Origin of the sequence: Paenibacillus baekrokdamisoli (assembly GCF_003945345.1) — a bacterium.
In the GTDB taxonomy this organism is placed as follows: Bacteria; Bacillota; Bacilli; order Paenibacillales; family Paenibacillaceae; genus Paenibacillus_Z; species Paenibacillus_Z baekrokdamisoli.
The window spans coordinates 1,269,027-1,295,312 of record NZ_AP019308.1 but is presented as its reverse complement, the minus strand read 5'-3'; the positions used below and the strand labels follow the sequence as shown (position 1 = coordinate 1,295,312).

Genomic DNA, 26,286 nt, shown 5'->3' with positions numbered 1-26,286 from the left:
GGCACGCCACAAAAAGACTTCAATTTTCCTACGACGCCCACAAAAGGAAAACCCCTCAACGCCTACAGCGTCAAGGGATTCCTCGTTTAGAACAATGTTAAGTACTGATCACGTTCCCATTGGTGAACTTGTGTACGGTACATATCCCACTCGATTTCTTTCAGTTCGTAGAAATGAGCGAGAGCATGATCGCCTAGAGCGTCACAGATAACTTCACTGCGAAGCAGTTCAGTCAACGCTTCCTTCAAGTCATCCGGCAAGCTAGGAATGCCTTCATCGATGCGCTCTTCCTCGGTCATTACGTAGATGTTACGGTCTGTTGGTGCTGGAAGAGGTGTTTTGTTTTTAATTCCGTCTAGGCCCGCTCTGAGCATAACAGCTAGAGCTAGATATGGATTGGCAGCAGGGTCCGGACTTCTGACCTCGATACGTGTGCTTAGTCCTCTCGATGCCGGTATACGAATCATCGGGCTCCGGTTACTTGCAGACCATGCTACATAGCAAGGTGCTTCATAGCCTGGTACGAGACGTTTGTAAGAGTTAACTGTCGGATTGGTGATCGCTGCGAATGCACGTGCATGCATCAATACACCAGCCATATAATAACGAGCGATTTGACTCAGGCCAAGTTTGTCGCTCTCATCGTAGAACGCATTAACATTGCCGCGGAACAAGGACTGGTGACAATGCATACCGGAACCATTCACGCCGAATAACGGTTTAGGCATAAAGGATGCATGGAGACCATGCTGACGAGCAATCGTTTTTACAACAAGCTTAAAGGTTTGGATTTGATCCGCTGCTTTAATAGCATCTGCATATTTAAAGTCGATTTCGTGCTGTCCTGGAGCAACTTCATGGTGAGAGGCTTCAATTTCAAAACCCATCTCTTCAAGTGTCAAGACGATTTCACGGCGACAGTTTTCACCAAGATCCATTGGCGCTAAGTCAAAATAGCCGCCTTGGTCATTAAGCTCTGTCGTTGGTTCGCCTTTCTCGTCCGTTTTGAACAAGAAAAATTCCGGCTCTGGTCCAACATTCATAGCTGTGAAGCCCAAGTCATCAGCTTCTTTAAGTGCACGCTTCAGAATACCTCGTGGATCACCAGCAAAAGGCGTTCCATCAGGCATATAGATGTCGCAGATCAAGCGTGCAATACGATCCTGTGCTACCCATGGAAACACGACCCATGTGTCTAGATCCGGATATAGATACATATCGGATTCCTCGATACGTACATATCCCTCGATAGATGAGCCATCGAACATCATTTTATTATCAAGTGCCTTTTCCAGTTGACTCACCGGAATTTCCACGTTTTTTATTGTTCCAAGCAAGTCTGTGAACTGCAGTCGAATAAAGCGAACATTATCTTCTTTTGTAATCCGTCTGATGTCGTCTTTAGTGTAACCCACGCTATCATCTCCCCTGAAGACTAGTAGTTTCGTTCATTTTTAAGAATCATTATTATTATTTCTTGCTATAGAAACGGGACAGCTGACCTTGAATCATGGAAGCTTTGCCCGGTCTCTTCTCTAGCAGTTGCTGCTTCAACAATCGATGGAGCTGAGTATCAGATAATTCCCGGCGTTTAACCTCAGATAGCTCACTTACAACTGTAGCATCCTCGGACTCTTTCGATACCGGATACATCACTTGCTTAATGCCAGCAATATTGACGCCTTTTTCAATCAACGATTTAATTTCTAGCAGCCTCTCCACATCATTGAACGAGAACAGCCGCTGGTTCCCGGACGTACGAGCCGGAACAATTAAATCATGCTGCTCGTAGTATCGGATTTGACGTGCTGTCAAGTCGGTCAACTTCATGACGATGCCGATCGGAAAAAGCGCCATATTTCTGCGTATTTCGTCACCCATGTCGCATCAACCTTCCAGTATCTGATATATGCTTTCATTGTAACGCCATGCCAAAAATGTGTCAAGTTGTGTAAGGTTTGATCACAATTAACTCTCTTTCAGCAAGCAAACTTAAAGCATTCAAAACACCGTATTTTACATGCGAATAAGTGAGTCCACCTTGCATATATGCGATATATGGTTCTCTGATCGGAGCATCTGCTGATAACTCTAAGCTGCCGCCTTGCATAAATGTTCCAGCAGCCATAATAACCGGATGTTCGTATCCAGGCATGTCCCATGGCTCTGGTACAACGTGTGAATCAACAGCCGCTGCCCTTTGAATACCTTGAACAAAAGCGATGAGCTGCTTACTATCGCTAAACTTGACAGCTTGGATTAAATCCGTACGTTTGGCATCCCAGCGCGGGTTCGTCTCATAACCAAGCATTTCGAACATGGCTGCAGCAAATACGCTCCCTTTCAAGGCTTGTCCAACAAGATGCGGTGCGAGGAACAACCCTTGATACATGGCACGCAGTGTCCCCAAGGTAGCCCCTACCTCTCCACCAATACCTGGAGCAGTTAAGCGATAAGAAGTAAGCTCTACCGCATGCTTGGTTCCTGCAACATAGCCGCCGGTTGGCGCAAGCCCCCCGCCAGGGTTCTTAATTAGAGAACCTGCCATCAAATCAACACCAACTTGTGTGGGCTCAAGCTCCTCCGTGAACTCACCATAGCAGTTGTCGACAAATACTGACACGTCAGGCTTCATTACTTTTACCCGCTTCACCATCTCGCCAATTTCGGCAACTGTATAGGAGGAACGCCATTCATATCCGCGCGAGCGCTGTATGCCGATTACCTTTGTTCGTTCATTGACTTTAGAAGCAACGCCACCCCAGTCAATCGCTCCATCTGCAGCAAGTGGAACTTCCACATACTTGATGCCAAAGTCCTGCAGAGAGCCTGTCCCATCCCCAGGCTTTCCGATTACTTTATGAAGGGTATCGTAGGGTCTTCCTGTGATATATAACAATTCATCACCTGGTCGAAGCAATCCGAACAAAGCGCAGCTAATCGTATGGGTACCAGAGACAAAGTGCGGTCTAACCAGTGCGGCCTCCGCACCCATAATATCTGCATAGACGAAGTCTAGAATTTCTCGTCCTCGATCATTATATCCGTACCCTGTTGAACCATTAAAGTGAAAATCGCTTACACGATGACGTTGGAAAGCCTGAATGACCTTCCATTGATTCCGTTCAGCAATCTTATCCAAGGAGCGGAACATCGGGCTCACTTGCGCCTCTGCTGCTTCCGCCCATTCCAGTAACCTATTCCAATTCGCATTCTCTTGCTGTATCACAACCGTTGTCTCTCCTCACACTTCTACGTTACTGCTGCTGCTCAGTATAAGCGTCTAGCTTATGACCGTGTATTTCATAATCCTGCTTGTTTAATTGCACCGTTAGGCGCAAGGAATCTTCGTCCACCTCTTGCGAGATGACCTCTCCTGTACGATAAGCTAAAGCAATTAAATCTCCCCGCTCTGCAGGAAGAATAAACGTACGCGTATCTCCCGTCATGCGATCCTGAATGGTCTCACGAAGCCGTAGAAGATCTTCAGTGACGTAGGCACTCATCACTAAAGCATCAGGTCGATTGGCAGGAAGAAGCTCTGATCCATCACCTGGACATAAATCAATTTTATTATATATCATTAACGTTGGCTTCCCTGCCGCACCCAGCTCGTCAAGTATCTTCTCCACGACCGATATCTGTTCCTCGCGCATCGGCGAAGAGCTATCAATGACATGAAGTACAAGGTCCGCTTCGAGCACCTCTTCGAGAGTTGCACGGAAAGCCGCGATAAGATCATGAGGTAGATTCTGAATGAAACCTACAGTATCCGTCAGTACAACTTCATTGCCACTAGGCAGCTCCAGGTTCCTAGAGGTCGGATCAAGGGTTGCAAACAGTTGATCCTCTACGTACACGTCCGCATTCGTTAACTCACGAAGCAGCGTCGATTTACCTGCATTCGTATAGCCGACAAGCGCAACCTGTTGGATACCCGATTTACGTCTGCGCTCGCGGTGAAGCGACCGGTGACGAACAAGCTCATCAAGTACACGCTTAAGATCGGTAATTCGATCACGAATATGACGACGATCAGTCTCAAGCTTTGTTTCACCGGGGCCACGCGTTCCAACACCCCCGCCAAGACGGGATAAATTCTTGCCTTGACCGGATAAACGAGGCAGCAGGTAGCTAAGCTGAGCTAGCTCAACTTGAATTATACCCTCACGAGTCTTCGCACGCTGTGCAAATATATCGAGAATTAGCTGCGTTCTATCAATAATTTTCAAATCAAGCGCTTCCTCAAGGTTACGTACCTGTGCTCCCGAGAGCTCTTGATCGAATATTGCAGTTGTTGCGCCCAGCTCATCGGCCATTACCTTTAACTCTTCCACTTTGCCTTTTCCGATGAACCATTTCGTATCCCGTGCCTCTTTATTCTGAACCATTGTGGAGAGTACTTCTACCCCCGCTGTCTCGGCCAAACTGACCAATTCCTCCAGAGAGTGCTCTGGATCGCTCGAGCCTCGCTTCACTTGCTGAGTTACTAGGCTGACCAGTATCGCACGGTCCATTAATTCATTATCTGTATCATAAGTGGATTGTCTCATTGATGGTTGTAACTCCTTCCTAGGTCAATCATTTCTCCCATTTCAGATCCTCCGGACGAACTGCCATAAGCTCTTGTTTACCCGGGGAGCTGCTTGGATATTGATTCATTAATCGAACCGCCTGATGGCGAAAAGCTTTCTCTAACACATTACGTACATACCTAGCATTACTGAAGGCATAGTACGAGGCTGTTTTCTCCTGCATAAGATGCTGTCGCAATTTAAATAGCGCTTGTGGCATTAACGCATAATCCCGGTCCTTGGCCATTAGTTCTGAGATTTGGATCAGTTGGTCAATTGAGTAATCCGGGAAATCAATCTGAATCGGGAAGCGTGAAGGCAGACCCGGATTGGTCATCATAAAATGCTCAATTTCTAAGGGATATCCGGCTAGTATTAGCACAAATTGATTACGGTAATCTTCCATAGCTTTTACTAACGTATCAATGGCTTCCTTGCCAAAATCCTTCTCCCCCCCACGTGCCAAGCTGTACGCTTCGTCTACGAAGAGGACGCCACCGATCGCTTTACGAACGAGATCACGCGTCTTTTGAGCAGTATGTCCTATATACTCTCCAACAAGATCTGCACGCTCCACCTCAATAAGATGGCCTTTGGAGAGTACGCCCATTTTGTTGAAAAGCTTCGCAACAATTCGAGCGATCGTTGTTTTCCCTGTGCCTGGATTGCCCTTGAAAATCATATGATAGACATGCGAACCGCTGGATAAACCAGCCTCTGTCCGCATTCGACTGATCTGCAGTAAAGCAAATATCTCATAAATGAGAAGCTTGACATTATCAAGCCCAACCATCGGATCAAGTTCCCGTTGAATTTCTAGGTAGGGATCGTTATCGCTAAGTGGTTTAACTGGATGAACGGATTCATTTTCTACCGTTTGTACCAAGCCTGCTCCCGATTGGGATTCTGAACTGCGCAGGACCACGTTGATTTGCCTTGATGGCCTAGCACCGCCACTTGCTGCTGAGGATACGACTCGCTCGTTCATTGCTTGATCACCTCTCCTTGCAACTGTTTATTGGGCGTCATTCGTTCAGCTAGAATGCCAACATTCATCGGCACGAACTAGCCGCATGATCCATTGTATTCTAGTGATACCAGCCATATTAACAGTTTTCAAGGAGATACGTGACAGATGAAAGAGATCAGAATGAAGTATCGGGTGATTGCAGTCCAAAATGCAGCAAGATGGCGTCAAGCTTCCATTTTGTGAACGCTAATACTTCTCTTGATTGATTATACGCGGTTGATAAAACCTGCGATTTAAACCCTAACACTTCTACAGATGTGTAATTCAGATATCGAGCGATCTCCGCAGACCTTGCGGAATGATAGTCATTCGTTACGATAATCAGATGGTTCCAACCGTTCTTCTTGGCGAGCGGTTTACTGAAAAGCAAATTCTCATATGTACTTCGAGCATCATTCTCCAGCACAATATTACGAACAGGAATACCTTTCTCAACCAAATAATTGCGCATTCCTTCCGCCTCGGTTAGCTTGGACCCATTATGATCAAGTCCTCCGGTAACTATAAAGTGTTGAACTTTGCCTTGCTTGTACAAATTCAAAGCATAGTCGAGCCGCTCCCGCAGCCCAGGACTAGGTTCATCACTCCATAATGAAGCACCAAGCACGATAGCAGCGTCAGCCTTCGCAATTGACTTTGGCATCTCGTAGCTATTGATAACCCATAACAAATAGGCACACCAGAACACACCAATCGCTGCGATCCAAGCTATAATGCGCAATGTCGAAACAATCGGGCGAAACCGTTTGCGGGAGCGCTTCTTACTGCGCGACGGTTTCACCGTTGTTTTAACTGGTGGCTTAATAACCGATTTCACATTTGTCTTCATGACTCGCTAAGCTCACCGCTCTGAGGAGCTAACGTTTTACGGTGCTTCAGACTCATCGTGAAGTAACGGAACCTGCCGTTACGAATGGAAGATAATAAACGTCCCGCTGTTTTTCGCGCTAATGCAGCATCCTTGGTCGTTACAATGCCATCACGAACTGCTTCTTCCAGTTCATCCTCATCGAGTAGGAACACCTCACCACTAGGAAGGACAACGACATCCAGATACAAGTCATCGAACCAAGGCACCTGTTGATCTGTTAATCCTTGTGTTTTGCAAATATCAATGTACCATTGTACAACTTTATTCTTATCATCAAACATCGTCGTTACGACAAAATGCTCGCCTCGTGGAAAGTGCTGCATCCACAGGTAACCACGATCAGCTAAACATAATTTACGTCCATTGTATTCTTTCCAAAGCGGCTCGCGCAATTCGTGAATCCGATAAAACGTAACAAGTCCTTTGAACTCATCCCCATCCATCGACATGCACGTATAGCTTCTTCGCAAGATGCGGCGCCAATTGGCTCGGTCAGAAAATTTACGTTTCATACAGAACGACCTTTCTGTTAGGTTCGCTTTCAGGCTGCTGCCTGATAAGGTGCCTCAAGCATCGATTCTTTGCACCCTTAGCAGAATAGATAACGTATCTCATAATCCGTATACGTAATCATCTTTTTACAAAAATCTTACCACATCACAACCCTCATCACCAGCAACCTAGAAAAATAAACCAAGCCCATCGCTGGATTTGAACGTTGGACAAACTTTTAATTTGGGGCAAAAGAAGAAAAGGAGAGCCATAAGCTCAATGTCATTAAGTTAAGGCGCAGGGCCAAAAATCAAGAACAAGAGCAGGTTATCGAAAAGATAGCCCGCTCTTTTTTTGCACAAAAAAGAAAATAGAACTTGACAAGCAGATGAAATTGTGTGGCGAAGCCCCTTGGAAAAACGAGGAGGTTACGCCAATGAATGAGTACGCGAATTCGCTAAAAGAAACGCTGACATCCCTCATACGAGAAATGTCAGCGGCACCAGCACCTTATGTCAAAAAACCTGAACAAGATTTTACCCGAAAGAAAAAGCTACCCTTTGAAACGGTTATGCAACTCCTGATCTCAATGGGGGGGAACAGCATATATAAGGAACTCTTGGAATCGCAGGGCTATGACGTAAACACCGCAACCACTTCTGCTTTTGTCCAGCAGAGGAATAAAATCCTGCCGTCTGCTGTGGAATTCTTGTTTCACAAATTTACGCAATCGTATACGAATATCAAGGACTATCGAGGGTATCGATTACTTGCCGTTGACGGTTCGGATTTGCATGTCGCAACTGACCCTGCCGACACGGAAACTTATATTCAAAGTCAACCGAACACGAAAGGCTATAACCTTCTGCATTTGAACGCAGCCTATGACTTGTGCAATAGATTTTACGTGGATGCCATTGTTCAGCCACGAAGGTTGTGCAACGAGGGAAGGGCGCTTGCTGCTATGGTTGACCGTTCCCCCATCAAAGGCAAAACCATTGTTACTGCCGATAGGGGGTATGAAAGTTACAACAATTTCGCGCATATTGAACGCAAAGGGTGGAACTATGTCATACGGGTAAAGGATCTGAATTCCAGTGGTATTCTTTCGGGCTTGCATTTGCCCTTTAGCGGAGAGTTTGATATTGACGTTCATCTGACACTCACCAAAAAACATACCAAAGAAGTCAAGGCTCATCCCGAGATTTACAAGTTCGTCCCTTCCACGTCTACATTTGATTTTTTGGATCGGCATGAGAACTTGTTTTATCCGATTTCCTTTCGGGTTGTTCGTTTCGTCCTGCCGAGTGGCGCTTATGAAACCGTCCTTACGAATCTTTCAGTCGCTGATTTCCCACCCAATGAAATCAAGTCCATTTATAACATGCGATGGGGCATCGAAACTTCTTTCAGAGCATTAAAATACACCGTCGGTCTGACGAATTTTCACGCAAAGAAGCAAGAGTCCATCATCCAAGAGATTTTCGCAAGAATGATCATGTACAATTTCGCTGAAATGATGACCTCACACGTCGTCATTTCCCAAATGGATAAACGGCACCAATACCAAGTCAACTTCACGGTCGCCGTTCATGTTTGTAGACATTTCCTGCGCCCAAGGGACGATGAATCCCTGCCCGATGTTGAAGCACTGATTCGCAAAAACATTTTGCCGATTCGACCCATTCGACCAGGGCAGCAGAATACGCGCAAAATTCGCTATAAATCAGCTGTTAGCTTCGTCTACAGAGTAGCATAATTCGGTTCATATGAACATTTTTTTAAGCGGATATTCCATCCGCTTTGTTTGCTGTACGCTTTTTTCCTTGCTTGCACAAAAAAACAAACGGCACAGGGCTTTTTCCCATACCGTTTCGGATTCCATTTTTATTCCCTATCTTGTCTTTGAGCTTAACTTAATGACATTGGCCATAAGCTCCCCCTTCCCTTACTTGTTTATTTTTCCTCAATCGTAATCGATTTAATCCGTACATCTTCTGTTGGCAAGCTAAGCTCACCGTCACTACTTTCTGCAACAGGCGTGTTAGCAATAGCGGTGACAATATCCATCCCATCTTTTACTTTGCCGAAGATGGAGTATTTTGGGTTTGAATTAAGTATCGTGACAGCTCTTGGCCCCGTACAAATGAAGAACTGACTTCCTCCACTGTTTGGCTTCCCTGTATTGGCCATCGCCAATATTCCATCCTCATACGTATGGCCATTTTTCAGTTCATCTTCAATGTTATATCCAGGCCCACCAGCACCTGTACCGGTCGGGTCTCCTGTTTGAATCATAAAGTCACTAATGATGCGGTGAAACTTGATGCCGTCATAGAACTTCTGATTGGCAAGAAAAACAAAGTTGTTAACTGTGATTGGTGCATCCTTCGTGTAGAGTTCAACGGTGAAATCACCCTTGGTTGTTTTGAAGTGAGCCAAGTAGGATTTGGTTTTATCGATCGTCATTTCAGGTGCTTTCGTCCATGACTTCGTTGTTGACGCTCCATTGTTTGTTGTAGATGCGCCATCGCCAGTCGAAGATGTTTCATTATTCGTTTTTGCGCCGCAGCCTGAAAGTACAAGTACTAGCACGGCTAGAAGTAAAATCATTCTTTTCATTTGAGAAGTCTGCCCCTTTGATATGTTTTGTTAGTTCGAGCTAACCACCAGCTGGTGTGCCGCCTGTACTACCAGTAGCTGGCGGGGGCGTTACCGCCCCGCCAACAGGATTGGAAGCTGTACCATCACCACTTGGCGTTGTTGACGTACCGCCAGTTGTACCTGTACCGCCAGTTCCACTTGTTCCACCGCTTGTTCCACCAGTACCCGTGGTACCCGTTCCATTGGTACCGCCTGTGCCACTGTTCCCTGGTGTTTGACCATCACTACCAGGTGTTTGCCCATTATTGCCAGTACCAGGATCGGTAGTTCCAGGATCTTGTCCGTTACCGTTATCTGGATTCCCATTGCCGTTGCCAGGTGTTTGCGTTCCATCACCTGGGGTACCACCTGTGTCACCAGGAGTTGTTCCTCCATTATTCGGAGTACCTCCGTTATTTCCCGGATCTACTGGCGTCAGCTGTTCTGCCGGAATTTCAATGGATACCTGGCCAGATGGTGTACCTTCAATATCATGGTTTGCATCATAAGTTGTCACGTAATAAGTGTAACTCATACCAGGGGCAACACTCATGTCATCAACTCCTGTAGTACTCACAGCATCCATAAGACGTGTAAATGCAGTCTCAGTCGCTTCCTTACGATAGACACGATAGGTCAGCCCGCTGCCTTCTGCTGCCGCCCATATGAGCTTAACTTTAACATTTTGCTGATCATAGATAGCACTTAGGTTCGTAACGCCTGCCGGAGGCTGCTGCTGCTCGACATCTTTCGGTTTCGGGAAGCTCGATTTGGGCACATCCTTCATTGCCTCACCCATTACTTTCCCGAACATCGCAGCAGATTGCGAGCTGCTCTTCTTAAGCAAATGATTCTTGTCTGTATGGTCATACCCCATCCAGACCACACCTGTCCACTCTGCCGTATACCCCGAGAACCAAGCATCACGGTTATAACTAGATCTGTAGTTAGGAATACCATGCTGAGTCGTCCCCGTCTTACCCGCAACAGGGCGATCAATCCTTGCACGTGTTCCCGTTCCGCCTTTTTCCAGTACACCCTGCATGATATCGGTCATGTAATAAGCCGTTTCCGGTTTCATTAACTGTACAGGATCCGGTGCTTTATATTGATAAATAATTTGATCGTTGCCGTCCACGATCTTTAACAAGGAATGAGGATCGACCGACTTGCCCCCATTTGCAAAAACGCTATAGGCCGTTGCCATTTCCAAAGGCGTTACCCCATTTGTCAATCCACCAAGACCAATCGCGAGATTGCGATCGTTTTTGCTATCTAACGAAAAGCCAAGCTTATCAGCAAATTTCAGTCCCGTTTTTACACCGATTTCATTGAGAAGCCACACGGCAGAAGCATTACGGGACTCCTTAATGGATTGACGGATAGTAATGGGACCAATATATTTGTTTCCATTGGAATCACTAGGACAGTAATTGCCGTAGCATTGCTTAACATCCTGTACGATCGACCATGGGAAATAATCACCCGTCTCAATTGCCGGTCCATAAACGGTTATCGGCTTGAAGCCTGAGCCTGGTTGACGAGGGACGAGAACGCGATTCGTCCCTTTCTTCTCATAATCACGTCCACCAACTAAGCCTTGAATATTCCCATCCCGATGATCAATAATGATCATTGCTCCTTGAACCTGTTGATCGTCTACACTCTTCTCAAAATTAGAATCATCAGCAAACTCTTTTTCCATAATGGATTGTGCATTTGTATTTAAAGTCGTGTAAATATTGTACCCGCCGATTCGAAGCTGTTCCTCTGTGAGTCCCGTCTTCGCTTCCGCTTCACTGACAAGATAGTCCATGTAAGCCGGATACGTATCACTTGCCACACTGTGCTGAGTCGGAACGAAGGTATGGGTCTTCGCCTCATCAAGCTGCGCTTTCGTGATATAACCCTGTTCAAACATAAGCTGAAGGACAACATTTCGGCGATCTGCTGACTTTTCAGGATTACTAATCGGATTATAGGCAGTTGGAGCTTTGGGGATACCTGTTAAAGTCGCGATCTCCCAAATCTTCAATTGATCTAAAGGCTTGTCAAAGTAATATTTTGCCGCCGCTTTTATGCCATAGACTCCTTTGCCGTAATAGATCCGATTCAGATACATCGTCAATATTTCGTCTTTTGTTTTCTTGTTCTCTAGTGCTACTGCTATCGAAGCTTCCGTAGCCTTCCGGAAGATGGTCTTATCCCGCGTTAGGAATAGGTTTTTGGCAAGCTGCTGGGTAATGGTACTGCCACCCTCAGCGGCGCTTCTGGTTACGACGTCCTTTACAAGTGCTCGACCGATGGACCATAAGTCGATTCCTTTGTGTTCTTCGAAACGCTTATCCTCTGTAGCAATTACAGCGTCTCTTACTAGTTTAGGGATTTCAGCATATTCTACATTTTCACGGTTGCCGCCTGCTGTAGAGAACTTCATGATTTCATGGCCGCCTGAATCGTAGATCGTAGAAGCCTCTGGTAAAATGAATTTATCCTGATTCTCCGACAAAATACGTTCGCCGTTCAAAATAATTAACATATAGCCAATAATGCCGCAAATTACAGCCACCGCTCCCGTGAAAAACATCCATATGAGCAGCTTACGTCCTGAGAATTTGCGTTTCCCCTTTTTCTTCTGCACTTTCTTCTTGGTGCTTCTTTCATCTGTCATAGAAAGGTTCCCCTCCAGCTCTAACGAGTTGTGTCTCTCGTCTCTATTTATACCCCATAATTGTAAACCGCAACAGCCTTCTTGTAACGATTAAGAGGTCCAAACGAAAAGAACAACCCAGCCAGTAGCGGGTTGTTCTGTCGTGCCGCTATCCAATTAAACGCATCACGCACTAGAAAAGTTTCAAAAAACCATTCTAGGGGACTACGATTCGCTGCCTTGAACTTGAACAAGAGAGACATTACGTTGTGGGGTAAAGGTAGAGATAGCATGCTTGTACACCATTTGTTGGCGGCCTTCACTGTCAATAACGATGGTGAAATTGTCAAATGCTTTAATCACGCCGCGAATTTGAAAGCCATTGGTCAAATACACAGTAACCGGGACGCTGTCTTTGCGTAATTGGTTTAGAAAAGTATCCTGAATGTTGATTGATTTATTCATTGACCGTTACCCCCATCGTTATAAAGATTGGTTAGAATTATATTCAAGATTGACCTTAAACTTTCCTGCTATTATACCATGAATCGTATCCAAATTCTTGTGAAAATTTTCAGAACTATCGATCCAATGGATGTCTTTCATATGTCGGAACCATGAGAGCTGGCGTTTAGCGAATCTGCGCGTATCCCGCTTTAATAATTCGACCGCTTCTTCTAGTGTTAGATCTCCTTGCAGGTATAGTACGATTTCCTTATAGCCAAGACCTTGCATTGAAACAGCATTCGCAGGTACCCCGCGGTCAAGCAATCCCTTCACTTCTTCTACAAGCCCTTCGGCAATCATCGTATCCACACGCTCATTGATGCGGGAATAGAGAACACTGCGATCCATAGTAAGACCGATTATACATAGTTCGAACGGTGATGTTTTTTTCTGACCTTCCAGCTGCTCGGATAACGTTGTACCTGTTAGATGATAAATCTCCAAGGCGCGAATAACCCGCCGTTGATCATTCGCATGCAGACGCAGAGCAGAACCTTGATCCACCAGACGAAGCTTTTCAAGCAGCGCCTCTGCCCCGAACTTCCGTGCAAACTCTGCCTGCTCCTCACGAAAGAGCTCATCGGAGCCTACATCCGCAAAGTCATAGCCATATGCGACAGATTCCACATATAGACCGGTGCCGCCAACGATGAAGGGCAGCTTGCCCCGATCTGTAATAGCCGGAATAAGTGCAGCGCAGCGCTCTTGAAACTCCGCAACCGAGAATGGCTGCAGGGGATCGCAGATATCGATGAGGTGATGCGGGATACCTTCTCGCTCTTCAAGCTTAATCTTAGCGGAGCCGATGTCCATTCCTTGGTAAACCTGAATGGAATCACCTGAGATAATCTCGGCGTTCCAGGCTTTAGCAAGGTCAAGACTCATCTTCGTCTTCCCAACTGCAGTCGGTCCAATGAGTACGAGCAGTTTCGGTTTCTCAACCTTATTGATGCATTGTAAGTCGCTCATGTCGGTATAATCACTCCATAAGCAATTTTGTTAACATGCTTGCGTTCAAAACCAAGCCGATCAAATTCTGAACTATCACGGTGCTCCTTGAGCACAACCGACTTTCGTGCCACGCGAATCGCATGCTCCACTGATTCCTTGTCTAAGGGTTCGCGATTGGCAAGACCACGTAACGGCTGCATTGAAGAAGAATCATGAAGCGGCTGACGGAACATCGGGTCGAAATAAATAATATCGACGCTTTTGTCCGGTTGCGATGAAAGCCAGCTCTTATGGTCGATATTTTGCAGTGTAATTCGGCGGAACGCTTCATTGACATCCAAGTGATTGGTTTGATACGTTTGCAGCCCTTCCCGAACGACTGTAGACAGTATGCCTTGGCTCTCAAGAGCTGTAACATGTCCAGCGGCACCTACCGCATACGAGAAAACGATTGAATCCGAACCCAGCCCTGCCGTACAGTCAACGACAGCATCTCCTGGCTCACAACCAGAAACATCAATCAATGGATCACGTTCACCTTTGCGAAGCCGTTTCACTCGCACATATGCCATACTAGGATGAAAATATAAAGGGGTATCTGAATCCTCATAATAGCGCAGTCCTTGATCGTCTGCAACAAGCAGCTGATCATCGTTATATCTCTGCCTCAGCAAAGTAAGAGAATCCTGCTTGCGAGGAACATAACGCCCTCCCAGTTCTTCACTAATTCGATTCGCATAAGCAATGAGATCTGGTGTTGGTTTATGAGGCGTTGTTACAATCATGACATCACCCGTTTGAACATTTTTTCTAGCTGATACGTCGTCATATGTACGACAATCGGCCTTCCATGGGGGCAGGTATAAGGCTGCTTGCAGGCACCAAGCCTAATCAGCAAACCTTCCCCTTCCTCACGGGTCAAACGATCATTCGCTTTAATGGAAGCCTTGCACGAACACATGATAGCTGATTTCTCCCTAAGCTTGCCGATATCTATAGTTCCCCGTTCTATTAACAGCCAATCGATCATTTCCTCGATGACCGATTGCTCATCACCATCAGGAAGCCATTCCGGATAAGCACGGACTAGAAACGTATGGGTACCGAACGGTTCCAGCTCAACACCTGCTTCTATCAGGTAGGAGAGTCGATCCTTCAGAGCAACGGCTTCCGTTGGTGTATATTCTAGCGTCATGGGTACGAGCAGCTGCTGGCTGGCTGGCTGTGGACGGCTGAACTTTTCAAAGAAATATTCATAATGAATCCGCTCATGAGCCGCATGCTGATCAATTAAGAACAGTCCTTCTTCATTCTGAGCCACAATATAAGTACCATGCAGCTGACCAATCCAATACAGCTCTGGGAAAGAAGGAGATGCGGCTTCACTGTTCAGAGGGAAGTCTGCTGGAACAGAAGCAAGTGCCTCTAATGAAGCAGCTGTAGAGGAACTCCCACTCTCGTACCCACCATTCTCATTCCCACTTATTCCCGTTTCAAAACCAGCTCCGACGGTTGTCTCCCGAACTCCCTCATGAGGGCGCGAGAAGACCGAGTCAGATGGCGGCGCATATAAGCGTTCTGCAGCATCCTTGGGAATGACGCTGCGTCCGCTCTGCCAATCCAGCACATTGCTGCGACCGGATGAAGATCCTCCATTATTCGTGTTATATCCGTTACCTCGGGCCGACCCATTATCCCTGCTAGTCTGCTCTGCGAACGGACGTTGGTTCAGATTCACGCTGCCACCGACACGTTCCGCTTTGGAATTTTCAACGATGGAATTAAAGGAAGGCTCCGGCTGATGGAATGAAATATTCTCCTGGACAAAAATCGGTTTGGACCGCTCAGAAGACGCAGGTCCAGGTATATGACGCTGCTTCCCAAGCGCATCACTGATGGATTTCTCGATAAACTCTCGAAGCTCCACTTCTTTGCTGAACCGAACCTCCATTTTGGAAGGATGCACATTGACATCGAGCAAGCTTGGATGCATGCCGATCTCTAAGACAACCATCGGGAAACGATTAATAGGAAGTAAGGTATGATAGGCCTGCATAATCGCCTGATTAATGACAAAGCTCCGAATATAGCGGCCATTGACAACAAGCGTAATGCCATTACGGTTAGCTCTTGTCTGCTCTGGCTTAGAGATATACCCTCGCAAATCATAGTCGGGCACTTCCCCCTCAACGGGAAGCATCGTCTTGGCCGAAGTCGTACCGTATATCGCAGCAAACGTTTGAAGTCGATCACCGCTGCCTAGCGTCCGCAGCAGCAGCCCTCCATTATGCTTCAATGTGATAGCTATACCGGGATGTGCAAGCGCCAAACGATTGACATAATCGGCAATATGACCGATCTCAGTCTGTATCGTCTTCATGTACTTCAACCGAGCTGGTGTGTTATAAAATAATTCACGAACGGCTATATCAGTTCCTTGCGGGGCGCTCGTCTCTTCGTTCACTCGTATTGCGCCGCCTTCAATCACAAGCTTACGGCCAAGGCCGCTCGTCTCAGGAGATGAAATACAGGTTACACGAGCGACTGCCGCGATACTCGGAAGCGCTTCTCCGCGGAAGCCTAGGCTGGCTATGCGGAACAAGTCTTTGCCGGAAGAGATTTTACTCGTAGCATGACGAAAGAAGGCCATCTCGATATCATCTCCGTCTATACCTGAGCCGTTATCAGTCACGCGTATGAGCGTTAAACCGCCCTCTTCAATGACTATATCAATCGTGGAGCTGCCTGCATCCACAGCATTTTCGACGAGCTCCTTCACAACCGAGGAAGGCCGTTCAACGACTTCGCCTGCAGCAATCTGATTGGCTAGCTGTTCATCCAACACATGAATTTTGCCCATTCCTGCCACCTCCTTCCACATTCATTTGGTTCATGTTTCTGCTTATTATTTATCATCCGTTAGCTTGAGTTTCATCTCATTCAGCCAGTGCATTGCCTGCATCGGCGTCATGTTGAATAGGTCCAGTCGTTTAAGCTGCTCAGCAAGCTGCTCAGCTTTTGGACTTGCCTTGCGAACCTTGGTTTGCTCAAGAGCAGGCTCTGAGAAAATGGAAAGCTGGACAACTTCTGAGCCCGCTTGGTAGCTTGCTTTATCTGCAGCCTCAGTTTCCTTTACTACGTCGACTGAAGGTATCTGTGCGAATACTTCGCGAGTTGGTGCCGAAGCTTCATAGGCCGATGCTGTCTCCTGAATCGACACCGCAACCAATTCCTTCTTGTCTGCTGTGATTGGCAGAGGTGGAAGCGACCGCTGAAGCCCTTCTTGCTCGGCTTCATGCGACTCAAGCAGAGTATATGCTCTTGATATAATGCTGCTTGGCAAGCCTGCTAGTTGAGCGCAATATATCCCATAGCTGCTGCTTGCCGAACCAGGTACAAGCTTACGTAGAAAGGTCACATTATCGCCAGTTTCCTGCACGGCCATACATGCATTTGCTAGCGATGGCAGCGTTTCTTCGAGATGTGACAGCTCATGAAAATGTGTAGATACAAGCGCTTTGCTGCCGACAATATGATGGACATACTCAATAACTGCTTGAGCAATTGCCATCCCTTCTCCTGTAGACGTACCACGACCTAGCTCATCGATAATAACGAGGCTTTGAGAGGTTGCTTTCTCTGTCATAGTTTGGATGTCTTTCATCTCAACCATGAACGTGCTTTGTCCGCCGATTAGATCATCAGCCGCACCTATGCGGGTAAAGATCCGATCAATGAGAGGTACCTCAGCCCGCTTCGCAGGCACGAAGCAGCCAATCTGCGCCATGATACAGACGAGTGCCACTTGACGCATATAAGTGCTTTTGCCAGCCATATTAGGGCCCGTGATCAAGAGCATTGATGAACCATTCTCATCGCCCGTTAATGAGGTGCTATTAGCAATAAAAGGAGTACCTTCCATAACAGCCTCGACGACGGGATGACGGCCATCTTCCACGATTAGGTCGAAGCCCTCCGTAACAACCGGCTTCACGAAGCGCTGGTCAGCACTAACTGTCGCCATCGACTGAAACACATCAAGGGATGCCAGCATTTCTGCAAGCTTCTGCAAGCGATGTAAATGAATCGAAATATGATCGCGAAGCTTAATAAATTTGGCAAATTCGAGGTCAACCATTTTGTCTTCCGCTTCAAGAATGAGTCTTTCCTTTTCTTTGAGCTCCGGTGTTACATATCGTTCGGCGTTGGTAAGCGTCTGTTTACGTTCATAGCGGCCCTCAGGCAGCATAGAAATATTCGCTTTAGATACTTCCAGATAATAACCGAACACTTTGTTGTAGCCAATCTTAAGCGAGCGTATGCCCGTTGCTATGCGCTCTTGACGTTCTAGATCAGCCAGCCACTTCTTGCCGTTAACGCTCGCTTCTCGAAGCTCGTCCAAATAACTGTCATAGCCCGCACGTATCAAACTGCCTTCACGTACTGATATTGGCGGTTCATCCACGATAACCGTCTCAATCATAGCTGCTAAATCCGCACAGTCATCAATGCCATCCACCAGCTTGCGAAGTGTAACCGATTCGGAGGCCGCACAGAACGCCGTAAGCGCCGGCACATGCTGAAGCGAAGACTTCAGCGCATTCAAATCCCGGCCATTGGCACTTCCGAATGCCACTCGGCCCACAAGTCGCTCCAGATCGTATATCTCATTCAGCTCTCGGCGCAGTTCATCACGAAGGATAAAGCTGTGGTACAGCTTGTCTACTGCTTCAAGCCTTTCGTCGATTAGAGCCTTGTTCAAAAGCGGCTTATCAATCCAGCGACGAAGCAATCTTGCACCCATCGAAGTGCGTGTACGATCAAGGAGCCAGAGCAGCGAGCCCTTCTTATTGCGATCGCGAACCGTCTCAACAAGCTCTAAGTTCCGCCGTGTAAAGGGATCAAGAATCATATACTGATTAGGTTCATAAACATGAATGCGCCGCATATGACCGAGAGAACGTTTCTGCGTATCGTCCAAGTAACCCGTTAACAGGCTTACCGCGCGATATCTAGCAGGGAGAAGTCCCTTCAAGTCAATCTCTTTAAACTGTTCCTTAAGCTTAGCGGCATCCATTACATCACGGGTGGTAAATAGCACCGGGCGATTCCAGCTAGCTGCTGAAGGCTTCAGAAGCTCGAGGGGACTCTCATCACCAACGATCTCAGCAGGGTGATAGACATTGACTTCATCCATCAGCATATCTACCGAAGCTGGAAAAGAAGTTACATAGAGCTCTCCTGTCGATAAATCGCATGAAGCCACACCAAAGCTGCCTTCAAGCTGAGCGATAGAGACGATGAAATTGTTCGCTTTCTCTGCAATGGACTTGGATTCCATAACCGTTCCCGGTGTCACAACGCGGACAATCTCCCGTCTGACGACGCCTTTGGCTGCGGATGGATCCTCAACCTGTTCACAAATAGCTACTTTGTACCCTTTTTCAATCAATCGGGAAATATATCCCTCTGCTGCATGATAAGGTATCCCGCACATGGGAATACGCTCTTCAGCGCCTCCCTCACGTCCAGTTAATGTAATGCCAAGCTCGCGAGAGGCAAGAATGGCGTCATCGAAAAACATTTCATAGAAATCACCAAGTCGAAAAAACAAAAAAGCATCCTTGGCTTCCTCTTTAATAGCAAGATATTGCAAGATCATCGGGGTATATCCAGCCATGCCGCCCCTCCTGTTTTTATGTAGCATATCGTTCAACATCAGACTTATATTATAGCAGAAAAGCGCCCCACGGTGGAGCGCCCGAATTATTCCTGCGCGCAAATGCGCCATTTCACCCGAATATCTTGATCGACATTCCAGGTTCGGCCTTCACGAGCCGCGAGAATCAATGGATCAATCCACTGCGAAAGCTCCTTGTAGGATGAAGTTGCCGATATCGAATCAGATAGCCGGTCTAAACAACCCTTCAGTGTCTCCCGATCTCCAGTGTAATAGGCGTCTACAAGAGCTTCATTCTCAGATGGACGATAGTGAAGATGATCGGTCTCACGTGCGCAGAGAAGCATCAATGCAAAAGCGCCCTTCGCTGCCACTGGCGAAACAAGCCAGCTCGCTAAAGTACGATACTCAAATCCGCCATGCGGCTGGTATCGGAAGTCGCCAAGCGTACCGTAGCGAGGTCTCCTCGCTTGGTCGTTAGGCGCTTCTAGCATAGCTAACGGGAGGGCGACATAGCTGTCCAGCTGGCGAAGCAGGCGGCTAGTCAAGCGAACACCGCTCAGATGGATATGACCGCCTAACGCAAATCCAGGAACCGGCATCCCTCCTGCTGCCCATCGAAGGGAATGATCTGTAATTCGTGCGTTCGCTTGAATGAGCAGCCTGCGAATATTTGAAGCTAATGCATCCGGTGAATCAGCTGGCGCAGGACGAAGCTCAGCTACCGGATAGATCACACGTCCACCGACAAGAACAGCATCACAGCCCGCTCCGTGACCGCCTTCTAGATATTTCTCTGCGGAAACGACCTTTCCTTGCTTCGAGAGAAGCAGAAACTCAGGATCAGCACCAATTAAGAGCGGCTTAACCGATGAATCCGTTCCAGACGACAGGAGAGGATCTGACCAATTTGCTGCGAATTTCTGGATGGCTTCTTGCCAAATCCCTTCTTGCAGCTCAGATGCTCGTGGCACCTGCATGCTCGCCACCGTACATCTTCCGTTATCCTCAACATGAACGACTACGCTGCCGAAATCCAAGCCAACCGCATGCATCGATTTCAATGCAAGACGTGTCATACGCCGAGATAGAATATCACTTAACTCCTGTTGCCTTAGATATCCAAGTTTCGGCGCAGCAATTGAGCTCGATTGTGTGCTGCTTCCCTCTAGGCATGCTCTATCTCCACTAAAGCGAAGATTGTAATCTGGAGTATTTGATGATGGTTCACGATGATCCACCATAGCAATTAACCTCTTATCTAACGTTTGTATTCTCTCCACATGGATCATCTGCAAGTGGAATAGGGAGATTTTATAGATTCGATAAGTGGACGGGACCTGCACTGGTTCCATGACCGCTACACCTGAACGCTTTAATCGCAGACTTACTTCCGCCCAACTCCACAAGGAAAAAGTGGATGCTCCTGCGTTTAATACGAGTGGCTCACCGAGATCCCGCCAAGCAGGGGGCAGCGCATAATTATCACAAACGATGACGGTATCCGTCGATTCGGGGATGCCATCGCGCCAGGCTTGTGGGCTTAATGATTGCAGACCAAGGTGTTTCCTGGACCAGAACCATACCTTTCCCGCCATCAAAGCCTCCCCCCTTATCAGCATGCGGTCATTCGTCCAAGCTTTAACCAATATTTTTCCAAAAAAAAGAGGGCTAGCGCCCTCGAATCCTTGCCTGCTCTCGCATACGATAGATTAAATCGCTGTAACCTTCGAAATTACAGCTCGTCGTCGAGCAGATCCGGATCCAAATCTTCAAATTCACCATCATCACCGTACTCGATACCTTTACCGTCTAGATCGTCACTGCCGCCCGGCAAAGTGGCAACCCAAACTTTCGTTTCGGCGATTAACTCGACTGCGAACTCACGCTCTACACGAATAACAACGCTTGAGCCGCTAGCCGAAATATTTGCCTCCACACAGTTAGGCTCTTGTGTTGATTCTGCCGATACTTCCTCGGTTGAAGCCCGATGCTTCGGATCGAGGTAGGAAAGCGGCACATGCTCCACGTACGATAGTGTTTCTTTTGCTACGTCGGTTTGGGAGTTTTTGTTGTAAGAATACCAGATGTTGATATCGTAAGTACCGATTACCTCGATCCCATCGCCGGAACGAACCGCCTCATATTGGTGATTAATAATCCACGCTCCCAAAATACTAGTGGGATGGTGAGGCGGCGTAACGTTGTGAGTTACTGTTGAAAACTTACGACCTTTGCCGCAGACAGCTTTGGTAATGATTTCTCTAGCCTTAAGCTGTTTATCTGCATAAGCCATCGCTTTAACCTCCTCCATACAATCATTCATTTAAAGTGTATGCAGGACATAGGCAAATGTTGATTAAGTGGTCCCATATAAATATTTATGTTCAACAGCCGCAAGATATTAACGTTCTTGGCGATTGGCTTTTTTACTTTTTGAAGCTATATAAATGCAGATGTTTCTCGATCAAAATGCGGCTGCAAAAAATGCCTTCATTAATTGATGTTACCCCACTTAACTAAGCCAACAGCATGTAGGCTGGGAATAAGCTAGTGCAAGTAAAGAGTAGGACTAGCTTGCTGTAACTATCAATAACATGGACTATATGAAAGCCGATTGCGAATTCAAAGATCACTAATCTGCTCTTTTTTTACGCCAAACTTTCTTTTTGCAAACATCCTCCAGCAAGAGAGTCAGCACATCTCCCAGCTTCGAGGTGTTCAATTAGCTTGTTTCGGTCTCCGTTTAATTGCATCACCCTCAATGTCACTCATCTCGAACCATTCCCCATCTACCATGAAACGACCCCGCGAGTGATCAACTCGATCCACAATCCCTACCACAGTCAACACTTCAAACGGATGATACATATGAAGGGTGATCTCTTCGCGCTGCGTTAATGATACGCCCAAAGCCTGTGACACGCTCTCCCACCCCTGTTCATCCATATCTATGCGCTCACGCTTCTGTTGTATTTGAACCCATTCATTTAAGGCTAATTTATGCTCAGGCAGCAGCACACTGCTAGCATCCCACATACTTTCAACAGATAATTTCTTCGCCAAGATCACACCATCCTCTTTATTGGTGCTTTTATTATATAGGAACATTTGTTCTATAATCAATATTGACTTATAAATTAAAGCTCAATCTCATAATCAGTGGTTGACTATTTTGTAACGGGCCCGTTTCGAGCCTAAGCCTCTTTTTTCGCTGATAGGTGATTCTACACAGCATTTCAGGCGTTGAATAAGAAATAACAGGAAAACCTCCATTTCATTCTCTCGATTTTGGGCTGAGCGGTTCATTTAGCAGGAATCTCCCCAGTAAACTTGAGTATATCCACCTAAATGGGCTGGAAATGAATGAATTAACACGGAAAATTTCTGTTATAACGAAAAAAAAGACGAAAGAAGCCCCTATAACAGGAGCTTTTCCCGTTAATCTTGCTGAGCGGACTGTGGATGCGCTATTCATATCAAAACACGACTCCAAACAAGTTCAACGGACACAGGTTCCGCTATCAACTAAAATATAGCTGATTTCAGATGATTTGCCGGAGAATAGCGGCTTCTCTGTCCTTTTATCCACCTACATACCGCGATTGGACTGAAATAAGAGCTCTCCTGTCCGCTCAGCATCTGATTACCTTCGTCAGCATCTGATTACCTTCGTCGTCAACCACTAGTTTTGGTGTTGGCAAAAAACATACCATGGAGAGGTCAAACGGCAACGTTACCATAGATACTCCCTGATTAAACCGCTATAATATGCGAAGGACATAAGCGCAGAATTCCACTTTACCAATGTAAACATTGTGGTTATCAAGCCTCTCTCGTCGTCGGAACGGTGATGATTTCAATGATTTTTAAGTGGGCTCAACCCTTTTGTTGTCTTAAAAATGAATAAGGAGATGTTACGTTAGATGAAACAGATTACTCTTCGCCAATCCCAAAATTCCGATGTTGAGGCAATTGCTAATTTACGGGCAATTGTACTACTTAATGATTTAACTAGGTTAGGAAGGTTTGATGAAGAGAAGGTTCGTCAACGCTTCCGTAATGCATTTGACCCCGTTCATACTTGGATCATCGAGGCAGATTCTTCCTTTGTTGGCTGCATAGCTTTTAAACCGACGTTAGATGGCTATTTATTGGAACATTTTTATATTTATCCCAATTACCAAGGTAAAGGAGTCGGCAGTCAAGTATTAAAAAATCTGCTTGAACAAAATGATGTAAAAGGAAAAATTGTAACATTAAATGTCCTACAAGGAAGCGCTGCTAGACGTCTTTATGAACGGTTTGGTTTTAAAGTTGAAAGTGAGGATCTCATAGACGTTTACATGTCTTTGAAAGTAGAGGATAATTCCAGAACCGTCGAAGGAATGTAATCCAGTCCCGCTCTCCCTAAAGAGAAATATTCGCTAACTTGAATCACAAGTAAGGTGTAAGTTGAAACGCTGCCTTACTGTTCGCCTAAGCAGATTGCCCACGGGTTACAGCCTTACGGCTGTCTTTTTGCTTTTTCCAGCGCTTCGCGATTTCCAGATAACGCAGCAGGTCATGCATCAACCGTAGGATTGCGGCTCTAATCTCGAACTCCTCACGGGTTACAGGCAGCGGCATGGAACGAAAACGCTCTTTAAGCTCAGTCAAACTCTGCTCTACTGCCCCTTCATAGACATCAGATTTCACATCATCCGCCAAGTGGTCGAATAGCTCGGCAACAAGCTCCCCTTGAGGCAGCGTCTCATAAACAAAAGCCAACTGCACCAGCATCTGTCCAATCGATTCAAACTGCTGCTGTCTCATATCAAAATAGGTAGGCCAATACCGCCAATATTCATCGTCCTGACCCCAAATCCGGTTCTCTCGGCTGAGTTCCGACCTCCGTCGTCCTTCCTCAATCACCTTACTCGCTTCCAGCAGCTCCTGACCATTCCAGACTATAGTAGGTGTTCGCAGTGTCTGGGCCATATAACTGAAGATTACACTAAACTTCTCCTCCGTCTGACGACGAAGCTCTGTCAGCCTTTTCTCTTCCTTGGGCATATAGAGCAAATTAATAATAGTTGCACAGCCAAGACCAGTAAGCAGCAGTAGGATTTCGTTACCAATGAGTGCAGCTGTTACTTCTTCACGGGCATAAATATGGAAGACAATAACAGAACTCGTCACAACACCATCCTTCAGATAGAACCTCGACAGAATCGGAAAGGTCACCAATATGAAGATGGATATCGTCCAAAGATGAAAGCCCAGCAGCATAAATAAAAGTGAAGCAAAGAAAAGCCCGAGTACTGAAGCGATAAAGCGTACAAACGCACTCTTCAGCCCTCTCATGCGTGTGACTTCTACACCTAGAATAGCAAGCAAGCCTGCAGCCAAAGGAGGCTGCAGGCCTAAATAATGCGCTATATATAGAGCAGCAAGTGCTGCTACGGCGGTTTTGATTACGCGAATCCCCATTGGTACTGCTCCTTACTTTCGGACCGACACATTCGGCTTTTCCTCTATCCTACCCTTGTCCAGAAGGATGCGTCAACACAGGATATGGTAGATTATTCTCCTCAACTATTCACAGATATATGCAGCAGCCTTTTCCGTTGCTGCTCTTCTGTTAGTTTTTGTATGACTGCAGAACAATCACTGCATTATGTCCGCCAAAGCCGAATGAATTGCTTATTCCGATGTTCAGCTTCGCTTTACGGGCGACGTTAGGCACATAATCCAAATCACATATGTCATCACGTTCTTCTTGATTGATCGTAGGCGGAATAATGCCATCATTTAAGCTTTTCACTAACGAAATCGCCTGTCCGCCCCCTGCCGCGCCGAGCATATGACCGATCATCGACTTATTCGCCGTTACAGGAATCTTATACGCCGATTCACCGAATAATTTCTTGATCGCCAACGTTTCTGAGCGATCACCTAGCTCTGTACTTGTTGCATGTGCATGAATGACATCGACTTCATCAGGCTGTATTCCCGCTTCACGAAGAGCCGATTTCATCGCCAGATAAGGGCCTATACCCTCAGGATGTGTAGCGACCATATGGTAAGCATCCGAGCTGGCCCCATAGCCAGTAACTTCCCCATATATCTGAGCATCTCTGCGTAAAGCATGCGATAAAGACTCCAAGACGAGAATCCCTGCACCTTCCCCAATAACGAAGCCATCACGCCCTGAGTCATAAGGTCGACTGGCCCCCGCAGGATCTTCATTCCGTGTAGAGAGGGCAGTTGCGTTGCCGAAGCTTGCTAAGGATATTTCATTAATAGCTGCCTCTGATCCACCTGCAATAATGACATCTGCTCCACCCATCGCAATAAGTCGGAAAGCTTCACCGATTGCAGTATTACCGATCGAGCAGGCTGTGACAGGCGAAAGTGTCGGTCCCTGAGAACCATATCGAATACTAATCATCGCAGCAGCCATGTTCGAAATCATCATCGGGACAAGCAGCGGACTGACTCTCTCCGGCCCTCGTTCACGGAGGATCGCATCCTGTTCGAGCAGTGTACCAAGACCCCCGATACCCGATCCAACATACACACCCATGCGCTCACGATCCACTTTTTCAAGTACCAAGCCCGAATCCTCCATAGCTTGCTCAGCGGCTGCCAGGGCAAAGTGACAGAACCGGTCCATTCGTCGAGCTTCCTTACGTCCAAAAATAGCGTCAGCATCAAAGCCTCGCACCAAACCAGCTATCTTGGCTTTATGTCTTGTAGTATCAAAGGTATCGATTAAAGTAACACCCGATTCCCCTTTTATTAGACGATTCCAGTACGTATCCACGTCATTGCCCAGCGGCGAAATAACACCCATTCCCGTAATTACGACTCTCTCCATCATTATGGCCTCCCTATTAATAGCTT

General features: G+C 46.6%; 21 protein-coding genes. 2 read left to right on the top strand and 19 right to left on the bottom strand.

The genetic code is table 11. The features are described from left to right. Positions 1-86: 86 nt before the first annotated feature. From glnA to EKN16_RS05485, 7 genes are all read right to left on the bottom strand, one after another. A complete protein-coding gene (gene glnA / locus EKN16_RS05515; protein ID WP_125654386.1) occupies positions 87-1,415 on the bottom strand; it encodes a type I glutamate--ammonia ligase in 1,329 nt (442 codons plus the stop codon). A gap of 55 nt (positions 1,416-1,470) precedes the next feature. Beyond that, entirely contained in the window at positions 1,471-1,881 is a 411-nt protein-coding gene (locus EKN16_RS05510; protein WP_125654384.1) for a MerR family transcriptional regulator, read from the bottom strand. 61 nt (positions 1,882-1,942) lie between these two features. Continuing rightward, positions 1,943-3,226 carry a methionine gamma-lyase family protein gene (locus EKN16_RS05505; protein ID WP_375782071.1) on the bottom strand — a complete coding sequence of 428 codons (1,284 nt, stop codon included), beginning with the start codon at positions 3,224-3,226 and terminating at the stop codon, positions 1,943-1,945. 31 nt (positions 3,227-3,257) lie between these two features. Further along, positions 3,258-4,553, bottom strand: coding sequence for a GTPase HflX (gene hflX / locus EKN16_RS05500; RefSeq protein WP_125654382.1), 1,296 nt, complete (start codon positions 4,551-4,553; stop codon positions 3,258-3,260). 28 nt (positions 4,554-4,581) lie between these two features. Continuing rightward, a complete protein-coding gene (locus EKN16_RS05495) occupies positions 4,582-5,562 on the bottom strand; it encodes an AAA family ATPase (protein WP_125654380.1) in 981 nt (326 codons plus the stop codon). A 157-nt stretch (positions 5,563-5,719) separates the two neighbouring features. Next, positions 5,720-6,433, bottom strand: coding sequence for a YdcF family protein (locus EKN16_RS05490; RefSeq protein WP_125654378.1), 714 nt, complete (start codon positions 6,431-6,433; stop codon positions 5,720-5,722). Then, entirely contained in the window at positions 6,430-6,987 is a 558-nt protein-coding gene (locus EKN16_RS05485) for a ribonuclease FAU-1 family protein (RefSeq protein WP_125654376.1), read from the bottom strand. Before EKN16_RS05485 ends, EKN16_RS05490 begins: the two co-directional genes overlap by 4 nt. 416 nt (positions 6,988-7,403) lie before the next feature. Here EKN16_RS05485 and EKN16_RS05480 point away from each other — a divergent pair, with 416 nt between their 5' ends. After that, positions 7,404-8,726, top strand: coding sequence for an IS4 family transposase (locus EKN16_RS05480; protein WP_125654374.1), 1,323 nt, complete (start codon positions 7,404-7,406; stop codon positions 8,724-8,726). Between the two features lie 197 nt (positions 8,727-8,923). Here the strand turns inward: EKN16_RS05480 and EKN16_RS05475 are convergent, their stop codons facing one another. The 10 genes from EKN16_RS05475 to EKN16_RS05430 form a co-directional block, all read right to left on the bottom strand. Continuing rightward, a complete protein-coding gene (locus EKN16_RS05475) occupies positions 8,924-9,589 on the bottom strand; it encodes a peptidylprolyl isomerase (protein WP_125654371.1) in 666 nt (221 codons plus the stop codon). A 40-nt stretch (positions 9,590-9,629) separates the two neighbouring features. Continuing rightward, complete coding sequence (locus EKN16_RS05470) at positions 9,630-12,281, bottom strand: transglycosylase domain-containing protein (RefSeq protein ID WP_125654369.1); 2,652 nt, start codon at positions 12,279-12,281, stop codon at positions 9,630-9,632. 204 nt (positions 12,282-12,485) lie between these two features. Then, complete coding sequence (gene hfq, locus EKN16_RS05465; RefSeq protein ID WP_125654367.1) at positions 12,486-12,725, bottom strand: RNA chaperone Hfq; 240 nt, start codon at positions 12,723-12,725, stop codon at positions 12,486-12,488. A gap of 18 nt (positions 12,726-12,743) precedes the next feature. Then, positions 12,744-13,736: a tRNA (adenosine(37)-N6)-dimethylallyltransferase MiaA gene (gene miaA / locus EKN16_RS05460; RefSeq protein ID WP_125654365.1), complete on the bottom strand. Its 993-nt coding sequence runs from the start codon at positions 13,734-13,736 to the stop codon at positions 12,744-12,746. Beyond that, the gene (locus tag EKN16_RS05455) at positions 13,733-14,503 is read right to left on the bottom strand and encodes a class I SAM-dependent methyltransferase (protein ID WP_125654363.1); all 771 of its coding nucleotides are present in this window, start codon (positions 14,501-14,503) and stop codon (positions 13,733-13,735) included. Before EKN16_RS05455 ends, miaA begins: the two co-directional genes overlap by 4 nt. Further along, entirely contained in the window at positions 14,500-16,578 is a 2,079-nt protein-coding gene (gene mutL, locus EKN16_RS05450; protein ID WP_125654361.1) for a DNA mismatch repair endonuclease MutL, read from the bottom strand. Before mutL ends, EKN16_RS05455 begins: the two co-directional genes overlap by 4 nt. Positions 16,579-16,623: 45 nt before the next feature. Continuing rightward, positions 16,624-19,398, bottom strand: a complete 2,775-nt coding sequence (gene mutS / locus EKN16_RS05445) for a DNA mismatch repair protein MutS (RefSeq protein WP_125654359.1) — start codon at positions 19,396-19,398, stop codon at positions 16,624-16,626. An 86-nt stretch (positions 19,399-19,484) separates the two neighbouring features. Next, positions 19,485-20,996, bottom strand: coding sequence for a putative amidoligase domain-containing protein (locus EKN16_RS05440; RefSeq protein WP_164522686.1), 1,512 nt, complete (start codon positions 20,994-20,996; stop codon positions 19,485-19,487). Positions 20,997-21,133: 137 nt separating this feature from the next. After that, entirely contained in the window at positions 21,134-21,694 is a 561-nt protein-coding gene (locus EKN16_RS05435; protein ID WP_125654355.1) for an outer spore coat protein CotE, read from the bottom strand. A gap of 425 nt (positions 21,695-22,119) precedes the next feature. Then, on the bottom strand, positions 22,120-22,464 hold the full coding sequence (locus tag EKN16_RS05430; RefSeq protein ID WP_164522685.1) for a YolD-like family protein: 345 nt from the start codon (positions 22,462-22,464) through the stop codon (positions 22,120-22,122). Between the two features lie 860 nt (positions 22,465-23,324). Between EKN16_RS05430 and EKN16_RS05425 the strand changes: the two genes are divergently transcribed. Further along, positions 23,325-23,792 carry a GNAT family N-acetyltransferase gene (locus tag EKN16_RS05425; protein ID WP_125654351.1) on the top strand — a complete coding sequence of 156 codons (468 nt, stop codon included), beginning with the start codon at positions 23,325-23,327 and terminating at the stop codon, positions 23,790-23,792. A gap of 85 nt (positions 23,793-23,877) precedes the next feature. Here the strand turns inward: EKN16_RS05425 and EKN16_RS05420 are convergent, their stop codons facing one another. Together EKN16_RS05420 and fabF are read right to left on the bottom strand one after the other, a co-directional pair. Further along, on the bottom strand, positions 23,878-24,870 hold the full coding sequence (locus EKN16_RS05420) for an aromatic acid exporter family protein (protein ID WP_125654349.1): 993 nt from the start codon (positions 24,868-24,870) through the stop codon (positions 23,878-23,880). A gap of 151 nt (positions 24,871-25,021) precedes the next feature. Beyond that, entirely contained in the window at positions 25,022-26,260 is a 1,239-nt protein-coding gene (fabF, locus tag EKN16_RS05415) for a beta-ketoacyl-ACP synthase II (RefSeq protein ID WP_125665873.1), read from the bottom strand. Positions 26,261-26,286 lie beyond the last annotated feature (26 nt).

Coding starts and splice junctions, on each gene's coding strand:
- EKN16_RS05510 (WP_125654384.1), bottom strand. CDS start 1,881: ATGGGTGACGAAATACGCAGAAATATGGCGCTTTTTCCGATCGGCATC.
- hflX (WP_125654382.1), bottom strand. CDS start 4,553: ATGAGACAATCCACTTATGATACAGATAATGAATTAATGGACCGTGCG.
- EKN16_RS05495 (WP_125654380.1), bottom strand. CDS start 5,562: ATGAACGAGCGAGTCGTATCCTCAGCAGCAAGTGGCGGTGCTAGGCCA.
- EKN16_RS05490 (WP_125654378.1), bottom strand. CDS start 6,433: ATGAAGACAAATGTGAAATCGGTTATTAAGCCACCAGTTAAAACAACG.
- EKN16_RS05485 (WP_125654376.1), bottom strand. CDS start 6,987: ATGAAACGTAAATTTTCTGACCGAGCCAATTGGCGCCGCATCTTGCGA.
- EKN16_RS05480 (WP_125654374.1), top strand. CDS start 7,404: ATGAATGAGTACGCGAATTCGCTAAAAGAAACGCTGACATCCCTCATA.
- EKN16_RS05475 (WP_125654371.1), bottom strand. CDS start 9,589: ATGAAAAGAATGATTTTACTTCTAGCCGTGCTAGTACTTGTACTTTCA.
- EKN16_RS05470 (WP_125654369.1), bottom strand. CDS start 12,281: ATGACAGATGAAAGAAGCACCAAGAAGAAAGTGCAGAAGAAAAAGGGG.
- hfq (WP_125654367.1), bottom strand. CDS start 12,725: ATGAATAAATCAATCAACATTCAGGATACTTTTCTAAACCAATTACGC.
- miaA (WP_125654365.1), bottom strand. CDS start 13,736: ATGAGCGACTTACAATGCATCAATAAGGTTGAGAAACCGAAACTGCTC.
- EKN16_RS05455 (WP_125654363.1), bottom strand. CDS start 14,503: ATGATTGTAACAACGCCTCATAAACCAACACCAGATCTCATTGCTTAT.
- mutL (WP_125654361.1), bottom strand. CDS start 16,578: ATGGGCAAAATTCATGTGTTGGATGAACAGCTAGCCAATCAGATTGCT.
- mutS (WP_125654359.1), bottom strand. CDS start 19,398: ATGGCTGGATATACCCCGATGATCTTGCAATATCTTGCTATTAAAGAG.
- EKN16_RS05440 (WP_164522686.1), bottom strand. CDS start 20,996: ATGGCGGGAAAGGTATGGTTCTGGTCCAGGAAACACCTTGGTCTGCAA.
- EKN16_RS05435 (WP_125654355.1), bottom strand. CDS start 21,694: ATGGCTTATGCAGATAAACAGCTTAAGGCTAGAGAAATCATTACCAAA.
- EKN16_RS05425 (WP_125654351.1), top strand. CDS start 23,325: ATGAAACAGATTACTCTTCGCCAATCCCAAAATTCCGATGTTGAGGCA.
- EKN16_RS05420 (WP_125654349.1), bottom strand. CDS start 24,870: ATGGGGATTCGCGTAATCAAAACCGCCGTAGCAGCACTTGCTGCTCTA.
- fabF (WP_125665873.1), bottom strand. CDS start 26,260: ATGGAGAGAGTCGTAATTACGGGAATGGGTGTTATTTCGCCGCTGGGC.